Below are 14,443 nucleotides of genomic sequence, written 5' to 3'. Positions count from 1 at the left end.
ATATCACGCAGGAAGAGCGGCCGGGCTGTTCTTGTGCAAGGACGGGTGTCTGCACTGGAGACTTGAAAGCTTGGCTTACTTCTATTTCAACAATAAGATAAGCCCAGAAGTGTAAACAGGTTACATTCTAAAGGTTTACTGTACAAATTAAAGATAAACGCTTTCAACTAATCTGCTGTGGTACAGCCGGACACGCCGGGATTTCCCAGGTTCAGACACGGCCAAGCCAGGAATGATCCTCCGCAAAAGTGGACACAGTAACAGCAGGTCTGAGAAAACTTGAGCAAATGCTTCCGAAGCGAGTTTTGCTTGGAGCAATATCAGGGAAGCAGATGCTCGCAAAACGTTTAGGAGGATGTCAATGGACACTCATGAGTTCGTGGAGAAGTTTCAGGAGAACATGAAGAAGGCGGAGAAAAACAAACGCCGCGGCAAAGGCTCACCGGAAGCCAGACTGGCCACCAAGCAGCACGGCACAAATAAATAGTCTAAATCATAAGGGGATGCCCGCAAGCCGGTCGGCTTGGACGGACATCCCCTTTTCACTGCTCTGTGCAGCAATTTGGTTATTTGCTTAGTTTGGCTACACCTGCCGCTACTTGTTCAAGCTGGGCTTTGCTCAGCGTTTTGTCCGGCGAGCTGAGAGTAACATAACGGTCATCCAGCTTAAAGGTCAGCATCGGGATATCCGAAGGCGTATACCATTTGCCGGCAGCCCCGGTCGAAAGCTTTACTGTCGTGCCATCGTACTCATAGGAGTAATCCCGCGGTGAAATGTCCACACTCATGTGGCTGAAGAGAAATCTGACGCCATCGGAGCCTCCGGCCACCTTCTGGAAGCTGTCCCCACTGGTCATTTGCAGCGGCGCATAGGCAGTTTCAAAGCCCTGGAAGGCGGAAAACGCCTTGGTGATGGCTTCTTTTTGGGCGGCACTGTATTGAACGGCAGCTAAAGTGACCGCTGAACCGCTACCCGGTGTCGTTGTTCCCGCTCCAGAACCCAGTACAACCTGATTGGTTGAGGGATCGAAGGTTACCGGCACCTTGAGCGCATCCGCCATCGCACGGACAGGCAGGTAAGTTGTGTCATTATACGTGATTGGCGCAAGCTTCTTGCCATTATTGTCTACCGGTGTGTACGCGGCTCCGTTTACTTTGAACCCGATGCTGTGGTTGAGGTAGGCGCTGATCTTCTGCAGGTTGGTCCCTGCATACACCCCCGCTGAGCCGGTGACTGCCATTCCGAATACCATGGTTGCTATGATCATTTTTTTGCTTTTCATTATTATCGTCTCCTTGTAGGTTCGTTTGTTGTGTATCCCTTGCTATAGATTCATTTAATCATGAACTTGTTTCCAACTTGTATCGTGATTGTAAAGAACTAATTCCAAGGATTAAGCACAATCCGCAGTTAACGGGGGCGGCCAGGATGCGGTATGTTATAGACTTCGCTGTAGAGGATATCCCGGAACCGCCGGAATTCCTGCTGCGCTGCCGGACGGGGATAGGTCATGATCAGCAGCGGCAGCTCCGCCTGCCCTTTCCGCAGTGGGGGCTGCACATAATCAAAGGGATTCAGGTGAAAGCCCAGCCGTTCATAAAAGCCGATTCTGCGCGCAGCCAGCTCATTCACCGGCGGCTCCACCTCCAGCACAACGGGTTTGTCCGAGTAAGCGAGATAATCCTGCATCAGCTTTTTGCCGATGCCGCCCCCGCGGATATCCGGATTGACTGCAAGATGCTCAACAAACCTCAGCTCCGGGAACTCCCATGCGGCCAGAAAAGCCAGGATGCGGTTATCCGCACTGCGCTCGGTGTACAGCCGGTAGCGGGGAAGGCTCAGCAATCCCTTTTGTCCGCTATAGGTTCTATACTCATTGTCAGGAAAGGAAGCCTCCATAATTGCATATATCTCGTCAAACGATGTAGAGTTCATAGTCTTTCCCTTCTTTCTGGATCGTTGCCGCTTCTTGGCTCAGGGTCCTAATATATTTTACCCTTAATTGGGCTTGGTAAAATCGCGGGGAGGTTAGCCCTGCACACTGATTCCATTATTATAGAAGGTTGCTCCGGACAAGTGGTTTCAGCACGAAAAATGAATCTGTTGCACTCTGTACAGCAGAATCGGGCGAAAAAGGTGTATTCCGCGCAAAATCAAAAAATCTATCCTGAAAATAAACCAAAGTTGCTTTAAAGGCCATACGAAACCAAGCCCCTCTACCCTTATTTTTAAAAAGGGGCTACCATAGAGAGTTAAAGCTGTGCTCAACCAACAGATTCGAGTGTAACCTTACAGCCCAAAGCTTCTAATCGTTTGACGGATCGTCGAATGGAATGCTCTCGTTGTCGCTCTTCGAAGTAGTTGGATCCGAGTTCTTTGTAATCTTGCTGCTTGGTTAATAGATGGTATGCAATGAACAGAATACGGTGAGCGACGGCGACCGCCGCCCGGTTGGCTCCGCGCCTAGCCGCCAGCCGCTTGTACATGTTCGACAAGTACGTGTCCTGGGTTCGAGCGGCGGCTCTAGCCGCCTCAATTAATGCACTTCGAAGCTTGGAATTGCCTTTTCGGGTTTTAGCGTTTTTCTGCTTTCCTGCGCTTTCGTTTTGACCTGGAGCGAGGCCTGCCCACGCACAAAGCCGGGCCGCCGAACCAAATTGCTCTTGCACGTTCACACCTGCTTCAGTCACGATATGTTCGGCGGTGCTCCGCCCCACGCCCGGGATGGTATCCAGTCGTTCCAGGTCTTCTTCAAAAGGGGACATGCGTGCTTTCACCTCCGCATTTAACGTCAGGATCTCAGCTTCAAGAAAATCAATATGTCTAAGCTGGATTTGCAGCATTTGCTTTTGGTGCGGACCCATCAGGCCGTGTAAGGCGCGCTGTAACTCGGCTTTCTTGCTCTTCATTCGTTTCTGAGCAAATTCAGATAGCACCACAGGATCCTCTTCCCCAGCAATCATCGCGTCCAGCATCGCGCGCCCCGATTTCCCGAGCACATCGCGGATCACGGAGGAGAGTTTTATATTCGCACCTTCTAGCACTTTCTGAATCCGGTTTGCTTCTCGGGACCGTTCTTCAATTAAACTGCGGCGGTAGCGAATGAGCTCACGCAACTCCCGGTGCTCCCGGGTGGGGATATAGCTGCCTTTCAGCAAACCATGACGGAGGAGACTGGCGATCCATTCAGCATCCTTCACGTCGGTTTTACGTCCTGGCACATTTCGAATATGTTGGGCGTTGACCACGAGTGGCTGGATCTCCTCCAGTTCCAGTAGATTAAAGATGGGTTTCCAGAACGAGGCAGTGCTTTCCATGGCGACCACGGTACATTTTTTGTTTTTGAGCCAGTCAATCAGCTGCAATAAATCGTCGGTCAGGGTAGCAAATGTACGAATTTCCTTCCCTTCGGGAGTGAGGACACAGGCCACGACGTTTTTTTTATGGACGTCCAACCCACAGCAATGGCTATACACAACATCCATCGGGTTACCTCCTTCTACGGCGGTGTAGGGTGGGGATGGGGCTGGTGCAGCAACATGAATGAAGCAATCTATCCTTCGTGCTTCCACAAGTGGAGCAACAATCTGAGGTGCACCAGAGTTGCTGAGGTCTGTCTATTGCACGGGCTCAAGGCACCAAGATTACTCGACCCCTCTTCGCCAGCCGTAAAAAGAGACTTCGACACCTACCCATTTTCATCCTTCTTGGGTGCCGCGCGGCGGCATGGATGTCTATTGCACGAAATACAACTGATCGCGATTCGCCGCAGATTGCCCAGCTTTTATTGCACAAAGTGCAATCACTTAGAACGTATACTCCTTCAAAGGCACTTGAGGAGCCGTATCTTCATACAGCCGAAAAAATAGACACAGAACATTCTCTACTATGATTCCTCCAGTTTAGCATCTGGTACTAGGATAACGTGCTATACTATACCTATTGAAAAAAACCATCACGTTTACATTAGGAGAGATTCATTTGGACAATCAGCAGTGGATTGCACCTGAATTCTACAATCTCACTTCGGAAATGGAGCATCATCCAGCCGATAAGATTGCGCTTAAGTGGCTGCAGGAGAACGGAAATTACGAAGAAATCACTTACGGTGAGCTCATGAAGCAGGCCAACCGCCTGGCGGGCGGAATGTCCGGGCTGGGCCTTACGCAGGGCGACCGTGTGCTCGTTATGGTCCCGCGCCGCATTATTGCCTACGTTATTTATCTGGCCTGCCTGAAGCTGGGGCTTGCCGTCATTCCTTCCTCCGAAATGCTGCGGGCCAAGGATTTGGCCTACCGGCTGCGCCATTCTGAAGCCAGAGCCGTCATTGTCTGGTCTGAAGTGACCGGGGAAGTCAATAAAATCACCGAGGATCTGCCTGCGCTCGATTACCGTCTCGCTGTTGGCGGCAATGAAGAAGAGCTTGGCAGCGGATGGGCCGGCCTGGAGGGCCTGATGGAAGGCCAGCCGGAATCCTTCCCAGCCGTTGCCAGCCGCCGCGACGATATCGCCATTCTGGCGTATACCTCAGGCACCACGGGCAATCCCAAAGCTGTGGTACACACGCACGGCTGGGGATATGCCCACCTGAAAATTGTGTCGTCCCTGTGGCTGGATATCCGGGAATCCGACACAGTCTGGGCCACAGCCGCACCGGGCTGGCAGAAATGGATCTGGAGTCCTTTCCTGACCGTTCTCGGCAACGGTGCAACCGGCTTTGTCTACAATGGGCCGTTCCACCCCGACCGTTATTTGCAGCTGCTCCAGGATCAAGACATCCAGGTATTGTGCTGCACGCCGACCGAGTACCGCCTGATGGCCAAAACTGAAGGTCTGGCGCGTTATGATCTGTCGAAGCTGCGCTGCGCCGTATCTGCAGGCGAGCCGCTGAACCAGGAGGTCATCAACACCTTCCGGGAGCATTTTGACATTACCATCCGTGACGGCTACGGGCAGACGGAGAGCACACTGATCATCGCGGCGCTCAAGGATCAGCCGATCCGGGTCGGCTCCATGGGCAAATCCATCGCTCCAGGCATTGTCGAGGTCATTGACGGGGAGGGAAACCCCCTGCCTGCGGGCGTCGTAGGAGATATTGCCGTACACTTAAGCATGCCAGCCTTGTTCAAGAACTACTACAAGGACCCTGAACGCAAGGTGAACTGCTCCCATGGCGAATATTTTGTCACTGGAGACCGGGCGCGCAAGGATGAGGACGGCTATTTCTGGTTCGAAGGCCGGGGCGACGATATCATCATCAGCTCAGGCTATACCATCGGGCCGTTTGAAGTGGAAGAAGCCCTGATGAAACATGCACTGGTCAAGGAATGCGCCGTGGTAGCAAGCCCTGACGAAATTCGCGGCTCGGTGGTTAAAGCCTTTGTTGTATTGAAGGACCACAGTGCCGGTACACCTGAACTGGTAAAAGAGCTGCAGTCCCATGTCAAAGAATGGACCGCGCCTTACAAATACCCGCGCAAAATTGAATTTATCGCGGATCTCCCCAAAACCGCCTCCGGCAAGATCCGGCGCGTGGAACTGCGGGAGCAGGAAAAGAAGGCTGCGCAGGAATAACAGCTGCGGCAGACACGGAGAATACTCAATAAAACGGGTGCCATCCTCTGGATGACACCCTTACTTATGCCTTTTTATATTTCTGAATGGCTCTAATTAACGAATTGAAATTTTCGTCTGCTGCGTTCGTCCGCGCTGCTTCATCACAGGCACCAGCAGCAAGCCTGCACAGATTGCGGTACTTCATAAACTACTCCGACCAATAGTGTGCCGACGGATTCAGTGCCGCCCCAACTTCCCCTTCCAGCACCAGATCGCAGTCCAGATAACCTTCCTCATCCAAAAAATAAACTTCCTGCTTGTAGAATTCACACAGAGTCTCCAGGAACTTCTCCGGGGAATCGTACATCACAACCAGGTCGCCGTAGTCATGCAGCAGATCGCAGATCCGCTCTGTTCCGTCCTCGCTTTGGTAATAACAGATAAAATCACTTCCGTAATTGGTCAGAACGGGCAGCACAGTTCCGCCGCCGCTGTAGCCCTTTTCCTCCAGAATACTTTCCAGCACCTTGATTTCCTGCGCATACTCCTGAATATGAATCAGCCGGTAGCCCGGAATGAACTCGATCAGACTAGGCTCTTCTTCGTCGCTGCTTGTACCGGAAACCTGGCTGTAAATGGCCTGCAAAAGCTTCGGCGCATCCGGCACGATGTCGCTGACCGCAGGCTGCCCCTCTCCTTGCCCGCTCCCTAAGCTGGCGGTATAGCCGGGGCGCAATCGGGCAGACAGTTCAAGATATTCCTGAAATAACCGCGTTAATGATTCAGTAGCTGAAGATTTATACATGTGATCTCCTTTGCTTGCTTGGATTTGGGAGTCATTTAAAAAAGCGGAACGATAGGGAATTTCCCCGTCACTCCGCTCTATTGCATGACCTATTTTGTGGCCGAAGCCCATAATTTGTGCAGCCAGGCGTCAAAGTTCTCGCCTTTCTCGCCTTCGTAAGCGTCGTAGACGTCGATCCGCATCTTCTTCAGCTTCTCCTTGAACTCTTCATACGAATGGTCCCGCGGAAGACTCTTCTTGATGCGCAGCACAATCTTGGAAATGCCTCTGAACAGCTCGGCTTTGTTCTTCGACGGCACTGTAACCTCTTCACCGAAGGCCTTCAACTTCTCGTATGCAGCTTCTTGAACGGTATATACAGGATCGCTGACCATCAGGCGATTCAGAATATCAATAATTTGTTTGTGGTTGAAGCGGCCAAGCTCCTCCACGGCCTCAAGACGCGCTCTCCAATCGGCGGAGCGTCCGGCAGCCTTCTTCAGTTCCTCATAATTCTCCGGCAGCCCGTTGTTCAATTCTTCATTATTCAAACGTTACAATCCCCTTCTTGGTTAAATCTGCTGGTTGTATCGCAGGCCCGGGATTATGAACCAACCAAGGCGCAGCTTATAAATGCAATTCTACCGTACCGGACTCCTTCATTTCAATCTTTTGGACAAAATATTACTGTCGGTTCCCGGATACCACCGGGGAATATATATCCGGAAATTATCATAATCCTTCAGCGCAAGGCGGCAGCGGTCCATCATGTCCTGAATATCGGCTGCGCCGTAGGGAATCGACCACTTGATGGAATACAGTGAAGTATACGCCACGTACAGTGCCTGTCTTTTCCAAAAGGCCTCCGGCGGCGGTCCGCCGAAATAGCCCTCCAGCTTGCCTGCTGCAAACGGGATGCTCCACTCTCTGTCGAATATCTGCAGCTTATAGAATTCCTCCGCATAATCTCCAATATCCCAGCGGTTGAAATCGATCACACCTATCTTACCTTCAGGGGTGTAGATCAAATTGCCGACATGGAAGTCGCCGTGATGGTACACCTTCTCCACGTTATGGATCAGGCCGATATTCTCTCTGACGAAGGCGGTCACTTGCTGATCCCCCTCCAGGTGATAGGGACAGTCTTCGTATTCCCTGATTCTTGAGAGGATTTTGGATTGCATGTCTGCTTCCCAATGAGGCAGTTCCTCTTCAACCGGGATTATGTGCATCTGCTTCAATATTCTTCCGGCCTCTGCACCCAGACGGTACTGTTCCTCCGGCGGCAGTCCAGGCAAACACTCCTCCAGCGGAACGCCATCCACCCATGTAAGCAGCATATAAACGGACTGTTCCCCGTCTTCGCCTACACCGCATAATCCAAAATCGACAGCCCGGGACATCGGAAAATCCAGCCCGTTAAACCGCTGAATGCCTTCATATTCCTGCTGTTTACGGTGATACGTATTGCCTGCCGAGAGTCTCAGCAGCAGCCTGCGCCCCGCCTGGTCCTGAACGTAGAACTTCCGGTCACTCGACCAGCCTTTCAGCACCGGCTCCACCGTTGTCCACGACTCTGCTCCCGGTATTCCGCTTAGATCTTCCATAATTATGTTCTGCCTCCTTGCATTTCACTGCTTTGCGTCCGGTTCCGCCGGCACAGGTTCACCGGCTTTTACCAGCACTTTGCTGCCCAATAGGAAAAAGCCCTGAATGAACATGAGCAGCCCCGTGAGCATTAGCATCCATTCAATTTTCACCACATCGGCCAGCGGTCCGAAGATCAGCATCCCGAGCGGCATCATGGAGCTTGAGATCATGCCCAGCACGCCGAATACCCTGCCCAGATAATCGGGCTCCACCTTTTCCTGCAGCAGCACGGTGGACGGGGTATTGAAGAATGGCATCGCCAGACCAACCAGCCCCATAAAGAGCAGGTAAATCCAGAACACGGGAATAACGCCCAGTGCAAACGTGAATACTCCAATAGCGAGTGAAGACATCGTCATCGTATACACTCTGTTGCGGAAGCCCTGCCAGCCGGCCAGGATCAGACCGCCAAGCATCATCCCGATGGAGAACGCGATTTCGATCGCCGTAAGCCGCCAAATATCATCGCCAAAGGTCCGTGTGACCTGCAGCGGGGTCAAAAAAGCAACCGGGGCAGCCAATACAAGGAAAAAGGCCATGAACATAAAAAACGTACGGATATAGTTATGCTGCTTAATATAGCTGAAGCCCAGCCGCATGTCGTTGAAATAGCTCAGGGTCTGTTCTCCGGCAGCCTTGGCATGCAGCGGCACCTTCACAAAGAGCAGCATCGCAGCCACCGCCAGCGCCGCCGTAATCACGTCGATGAAAAAGATTACCTCGATGGAAGCCACGGTGAGAAGCGCGCCGCTCAGCATCGGGGACAGCAGCATAATTAGAGCTTGAATACTCCCATTGGTTCCGTTTACCTTCGTAAGGTGCTCCTCCGGCACAAGCTGGGGCAGCATTGCACCTACAGCCGGTGTCTGCACCGCAGTTCCGAGTGCCCGCACCGCAGACACCACAAACAGCAGCCACATCTCGTCATAGCCCATCAGGAACAGCAGCGCCAGAACCAGCGTCGCAGCCGCAATGCAGGAGTCGGAGAGGATAATCAGCAGCTTGCGGCTGTACCGGTCTGCCCATACTCCGGCAAACGGAGACAGCAGAAACGTCGGCACAAACCCGCAAAGAATCGAAATCGTCATCATAAGACCGGACTGGGTATTCAGTGTGATATACCAGAGGATCGCATACTGTACCAATGAAGAGCCGAATAAAGAAACTGTCTGGCTGGTCAGAAAGAGCACAATGTTCTTTTTCCAGTTCGAAGGCATGGGCAGAGGAACACTCCTATCTCCGGATATTTTGCAGCTATTTTAGCATAGATTGGGGAGTTTTGGAAAAGGAAACGGCTCTTCCGGACTTCAGGATATGAGGGGCTGACCAGGGTATGTGTAACGAATGTTGAGGTTGCGGTGTGAACTTAAATATTTTCATTAGGGACTTCGTCGGGACTACGGAGAATGTTTGGACTTCCGGCCGCTGCCCATCTGCAGATTTCTTGATATAAACCGCTGTTCGCGGTGGAAATCCGCAGACTGCCTATGCTGAAGATAGAGAGCTTTCCTACGGAAAGCTTTTAGGCGGACGCATTCGCTCCTACAGTTCCAAACTTCCCCTCCATCCCTTTCCCTTTTGTTAGTTTTTCAAGTTCGCTTTATATAGTTAGAATTTTTCTTAGTACTATCCCTTCGTTGCCCCCGGTTCTCCGTCTCTCGTCGAGCCTGGGGGCAATGAGCTATTTCATCCTCCTATTTCCCGCAGCATTTCTTATACTTTTTTCCGCTTCCACAAGGGCATGGGTCATTACGTCCGGGTTTTGGGTCGACCTTAACTGACTTTTGTTTTAACAGATCGCCTAGCAATTCTATTTTCCCTGAGCTTTCCGGTTGAAAGCACACCCAGTTTTCCATCTCGGCATGGATATCATTAATGTATTGATAAGACTCTTGGGTACTTTTGCGCTGCATCGCTTCGGCTTGACTCATTTGCAGGGTGGCCTTCACCTCATCCAGAAGGATGACATAGGGGTCAAGTGCCTCATCTTTATACAGCTTTTCGATATCTGCGTATACTTCTTCGGGATACAAATCAACTGCAGCGCACACAATTTCCGCATTAAAATAGTAATCAGAATCCACACGTTTACTTGTCAGCAGCTCTTTCACATAGCCTATTGCCGTCTCCCTTAAGATTTGGCCCTCATATACGAGGATAGTAAGCGCCCGAAGCCCTTGCCCCGGGCATATTCACTGGCTTCTCCATTTTCGATCAGCCTCTTCAACAAAGAAAGGTCGCCATCGTAGACTGATCCCAGCATCCTTCCTCCGGCATCCGTCAGAATGTCGTTGAAGATCATATCTAATAATTCCTCCGGGAGCGAGAAAAGCTCAACCAGAATAGGGAATAATGCCGTGACACGTAACTGCGAAAGCAGATAAGCAGAGTACATAAAATCTAATCGCGCCGGGTCCTCCGCCAACTGAGGATGTGCCTGAAGTTCACGCATAATCTCCAGCAGATGGGGAATGGCCTCCTCTTTTCTGCTGATGATCTCCTCAAGCTCTTCGCGGGGAAACCGGCGATCCTTGTTGTATTTGATAGAATCTAATAGATGTTGCATATTGATCCCTCCAGGGAAAAGATATATTGCCTATCCTGGTATTCTAAGTACTCTTCCTAGTCTATCAACCACGCTGCCTGCGTCAATAGTCTATCTGTAATGTTATATACTTTCTAGAGGGATTCCGCAGGAATTCAGGATGTTAAATTTGGCATCAGCCGGGAAATTGACAAATTTCGGGTTTCGATGGTACGCTCACAGTGCGTTCTTTAAACCGAACATTTTTTTGAAGGAAGCTGTACAAATCCAAGTAAGGAGATTTCCTATGACTGACGGGTATGCCCTGGATAAAAAAGGCTTTTCCAAGGAACTGAGGCTTCTTCTTGAAGTGCTCAAAACTGATGACATCGATGAAACGGCAAAACGGAATCCGCAATTATTCACGGATATCGACTGGGAGCTATGGGTACGGTTGTCCCTGCATCATCGTGTATTTCCTTATATATATCCTAAGCTTAGCCGGATGCGTGAAGAACATGTGCCGTCTGCGGTTACCCAGCGCCTGAAATGGGAGTACCGGAAAAACACCGTTCAGATGCTCCAGCTCAGCGGGGAAATGGGCTATCTCGGGGAAGAGCTTGCCAAGCTGCAAATACGCTCCCTGTTCCTGAAAGGACCGGTGCTTGCCCAGGAGCTGTACGGCGATATTTCTCTGCGGACCTCCCGTGACCTTGATTTTCTGGTGCCGATGGCACAACTGGCCGAAACCGAAGCGCTGCTGGTCCGTCTCGGCTATGTGAAGGAGGAAGATTTCGAAAGTATACTGGGGGACTGGAAATGGCGGGAGCATCATACCACGTTCAATCACCCGGACAAAGGAATTAAGGTGGAGGTGCATTGGCGCCTAAGCCCTGGCCCTTCCAAGGAACCGGAGTTCGACGAGCTGTGGAAATGTGCGCGGACCAGCAGCCACTTCGGGCAGAATGTTCATTATTTGGGCAGCGAAGACCTGTTTCTTTTTCTGGCGGCCCATGGCGCACGCCACGGCTGGTCGAGGCTAAGATGGCTGCTGGATATCCGTCAGCTGCTGCTGCAAAAGCCCGACTCCGGCAAACTGGCCGGACTCATACAGCAGTATAATTACGCCGATGTTGGCGGCCAGACGCTGCTTCTGGCTGCCGATCTGCTGGCAGCGCCGGTTGAGCCCGCCCTGGAGGGCTTCACGAAGCGGCCTAAGGCCCGGCGGATTGCCCAGCTGGCACTTTTCTATGTGGCGCGTATGATCAATCTCCATAATCCTCCCCTAGAGCCTGAGGCCGAGCGGCATTACAAATATTATCAACCGGCAATTCTGACGCGCTGGCATCAGTTCTTGTATGTAGCCGGCTTCCTGTACCCTTATGCGGTGGATGCCAAGACACTGCCGCTGCCAAAGCCGCTGCATGTGCTTTATTTCCCTTTGCGCCCCTTTCTGTGGACATGGCGCAAGGTGAGCGGCCAGGAGAAATAGGCGGCTTCAGGGGTAGAAGGCTGGAGCGGCCTGGGCTTAGCCGCTTCGAGCGCGGACGACTGGCCTTCGTGGCTTCGAGGCCGGGTGGGCGGGACATACTCCGCTGTCAATCGCGTCGATGCCCTTAGTAAGTGGTTGAATTGCACTTTGTACAGTTAAAACTTCACTTTATTGAGGCAGCGAGGCTGTAACTGCATTCTGTACACTTACATAGGCTGATACCGACTAACCGGCCTCATTTCATCGTTTTTAATTGCACAAACTACAACTATATCTTGAAATAAGCCTTTACAGCTTATTCTAACTGTAGAAAATACAACTATAGCGGAAGGCAGGCGACTGGCGCGTGGAAATCGGCACGCGGATCGCGGAAAATGCAGCCAGGCGGACGTCCCTGCCGCATCTATTGCAGAATGTGCAGCAGATTTCAACTTTCCGCACGCAAAAAAGGATTCTATTGCACTTCGTGCAGCAGAATCCTTTACTTTTGCCTTTTTGAGGCCATTTGTCCTCATTTGATTGTACAAAGTGCAATAGAATGCAATTTCTGCTCCCTTTGAAGCGGAATCTATTGCACAAAATGCAATCAAGGACCAGCTAAGCCGGCCCTTCTAATATCCATTACATAGGCTACATCGCCTCTTCCTGGCTGCTGAGCAGGCGGCTGAACATGCCGCCTTTTTCGGAGGCCAGGCCACTATACACTCCCTGCTGGATGACCCGGCCCTGGTCGATGACCAGGATCTGGTCGGCGCCCCGGATGGTCGACAGGCGGTGCGCAATGACGATGACCGTAACTGTTGCTTTCAGGCGCTCCAGCGCCTCCTGAATCCGCTTTTCGTTCTCGGTATCCAGCGCACTCGTCGCTTCGTCCAGCACCAGAATCGACGGCTTGCGGATAATCGCCCGCGCCAGCACGAGGCGCTGCCGTTCTCCGCCGGAGAGGCGGACGCCGCGGTCGCCAAGCAGCGTATCGAGTCCTTGCGGCAGCTTGCGGACGAAGTCAGCCGACGAGGCGAACTCCAGCGCCTCCCACAGCTCAGCCACGCTCGCATCCGGCTTGATCATCGTCAGATTGTCACGGATCGTCGCGTTGTACAGAAACGGGTCCTGCGCTACATAGCCGATGGAACGCCGGTAAGGCAGAAGCCTCTCCCCTGTAATCGGCTCTCCGTCTGCCAGAATCTCACCCGATTCCGGCTGCATCAGTCCCATGAGCAGGTCCACAAGCGTGCTTTTTCCCGCACCTGAACGCCCTACAATGGCTGTCATGCGGTTCGCCGGGATCACCACGTCCACACCGCGCAGTGAATAATTCTCCTCCTGCGGGTTGTAGCGGAAATTTACATCACGGGCTTCGAGACCATGCTTCAATGTCATTGGAGCAGCCACAGCACCGGATTCACCGTGTGCGCCATGCTCCGCAGCCTGCAGACATTCCTCCTGCAGCTGCTGCAGGATCTTGAAGGAAGGCAGCACGGAAGCAAGCTGCTCCAGCAGGGTCTGAAGGGAGGAGAAGGTTGGCCACAGACGGGCGAACACCAGAATGACCAGGAGCAGATAAGGTCCCTCCACATGCAGGAAGCGGAACGACACGAAGATGAACATCGCTATCAGCAGCGTGGACGACATTTTGTACAACAGTTGGGAATTCGTGCGCAGCCGCGTATAATCCAGCTGCTCTTTTTTGACCTCATCGGTGAATTCATGCATCCAGCTCAGCCGGGAACCCTCCAGATTGTTGCTTTTGATATCCTTGATGCCGTTCAATTGATCCGTAATCCCGGCCAGATACTGTTTGCCCAGCTCGGAGCTGCGGCTGCCCAGCCTCTTCGCCTTGCGGATGAAACGACGGGAGAATACGGACAATAGAACGGCGCAGACCAGGACGGCCAGAGTCATTTGGGGAGACAGCCAGAACGCAAAGCCGATCTGTACGAGCGTGAACAGCAGCGAAGTCAGGAACTGCAGAAAGCTGCTGATTCCCGCAAGCACCCTCGCGAGCTCAGTCGTCATTACATTAATGAGGTCCGAAGTACGCTTTTTCAGAAAAAAGGACCACTCGGCCCGCAGCAGTGCGCCGTACACTTCATATCGCAGCTGCCGGCTGTAGCTCTGCTGAATGTCCACGTTCCGGATGGCGACAAAACGGGAGATCAGATTCTGGCAGAGTACAATAAATACATACGCGCCAAGCACCAGTGCAAGCGCAGAGGTCTGCGGCAGCTCCGATATGAAATCTAACATAGGGAGATCGATGCCTGCTGCGTTCCCGCCAAGCTGAATCCCAGCCATGCCCAGCATGGGCACCAGCAGCAGTACGGCAGAGCTCTCCAGCAGGCCGCTGATCACCATACCGAGCAGATTCAGATACAATTTGACTCCGGACAAGCGCTGAAGCTGCCGGATGTAATACATTATCGCTTGCATGGAACC

12 protein-coding genes and 1 pseudogene are annotated in these 14,443 nt (G+C 52.2%); 3 read left to right on the top strand and 10 right to left on the bottom strand.

What is annotated here, in order from left to right:
• Window positions 1-361: 361 nt before the first annotated feature.
• Complete coding sequence (locus JI735_RS13145) at window positions 362-487, top strand: DUF4023 family protein (RefSeq protein ID WP_074084383.1); 126 nt, start codon at window positions 362-364, stop codon at window positions 485-487.
• 79 nt (window positions 488-566) lie between these two features.
• Here JI735_RS13145 and JI735_RS13140 read toward each other — a convergent pair whose 3' ends face one another.
• The 3 genes from JI735_RS13140 to JI735_RS13130 form a co-directional block, all read right to left on the bottom strand.
• Complete coding sequence (locus JI735_RS13140) at window positions 567-1,283, bottom strand: stalk domain-containing protein (RefSeq protein WP_039838285.1); 717 nt, start codon at window positions 1,281-1,283, stop codon at window positions 567-569.
• Window positions 1,284-1,411: 128 nt separating this feature from the next.
• Window positions 1,412-1,936, bottom strand: a complete 525-nt coding sequence (locus tag JI735_RS13135) for a GNAT family N-acetyltransferase (RefSeq protein WP_039838284.1) — start codon at window positions 1,934-1,936, stop codon at window positions 1,412-1,414.
• Window positions 1,937-2,265: 329 nt separating this feature from the next.
• Window positions 2,266-3,486, bottom strand: a complete 1,221-nt coding sequence (locus JI735_RS13130) for an IS110 family RNA-guided transposase (protein WP_039838283.1) — start codon at window positions 3,484-3,486, stop codon at window positions 2,266-2,268.
• Between the two features lie 547 nt (window positions 3,487-4,033).
• Here JI735_RS13130 and JI735_RS13125 point away from each other — a divergent pair.
• Window positions 4,034-5,575, top strand: coding sequence for an acetate--CoA ligase (locus JI735_RS13125; RefSeq protein ID WP_051052190.1), 1,542 nt, complete (start codon window positions 4,034-4,036; stop codon window positions 5,573-5,575).
• Between the two features lie 190 nt (window positions 5,576-5,765).
• Here the strand turns inward: JI735_RS13125 and JI735_RS13120 are convergent, their stop codons facing one another.
• The 6 genes and pseudogenes from JI735_RS13120 to JI735_RS35650 all read right to left on the bottom strand — a co-directional run.
• Window positions 5,766-6,362, bottom strand: coding sequence for a hypothetical protein (locus JI735_RS13120; RefSeq protein WP_051052188.1), 597 nt, complete (start codon window positions 6,360-6,362; stop codon window positions 5,766-5,768).
• Window positions 6,363-6,451: 89 nt separating this feature from the next.
• Complete coding sequence (locus JI735_RS13115) at window positions 6,452-6,892, bottom strand: HEAT repeat domain-containing protein (RefSeq protein WP_020426152.1); 441 nt, start codon at window positions 6,890-6,892, stop codon at window positions 6,452-6,454.
• Window positions 6,893-7,000: 108 nt separating this feature from the next.
• Window positions 7,001-7,948, bottom strand: coding sequence for a phosphotransferase family protein (locus tag JI735_RS13110; protein WP_039838281.1), 948 nt, complete (start codon window positions 7,946-7,948; stop codon window positions 7,001-7,003).
• Window positions 7,949-7,972: 24 nt separating this feature from the next.
• Window positions 7,973-9,208: an MFS transporter gene (locus tag JI735_RS13105; protein ID WP_202677455.1), complete on the bottom strand. Its 1,236-nt coding sequence runs from the start codon at window positions 9,206-9,208 to the stop codon at window positions 7,973-7,975.
• Between the two features lie 477 nt (window positions 9,209-9,685).
• Window positions 9,686-9,847, bottom strand: coding sequence for an SEC-C metal-binding domain-containing protein (locus JI735_RS37310; RefSeq protein ID WP_325175622.1), 162 nt, complete (start codon window positions 9,845-9,847; stop codon window positions 9,686-9,688).
• A 36-nt stretch (window positions 9,848-9,883) separates the two neighbouring features.
• Window positions 9,884-10,557: pseudogene (locus tag JI735_RS35650) on the bottom strand (DUF1186 domain-containing protein); the annotation flags it as partial.
• Between the two features lie 265 nt (window positions 10,558-10,822).
• Here JI735_RS35650 and JI735_RS13090 point away from each other — a divergent pair.
• Complete coding sequence (locus JI735_RS13090) at window positions 10,823-12,007, top strand: nucleotidyltransferase domain-containing protein (RefSeq protein WP_039838277.1); 1,185 nt, start codon at window positions 10,823-10,825, stop codon at window positions 12,005-12,007.
• Window positions 12,008-12,637: 630 nt separating this feature from the next.
• On the opposite strand, the gene JI735_RS13085 is transcribed toward JI735_RS13090, so the two are convergent.
• Complete coding sequence (locus tag JI735_RS13085) at window positions 12,638-14,437, bottom strand: ABC transporter ATP-binding protein (protein ID WP_039838276.1); 1,800 nt, start codon at window positions 14,435-14,437, stop codon at window positions 12,638-12,640.
• Window positions 14,438-14,443: the final 6 nt, after the last annotated feature.

The sequence above is a fragment of the Paenibacillus sonchi genome (assembly GCF_016772475.1).
Classification (GTDB): Bacteria; Bacillota; Bacilli; order Paenibacillales; family Paenibacillaceae; genus Paenibacillus_AQ; species Paenibacillus_AQ sonchi.
Note: the sequence above shows the minus strand (reverse complement) of the source record. Positions and strands in the feature narration are given on the sequence as shown.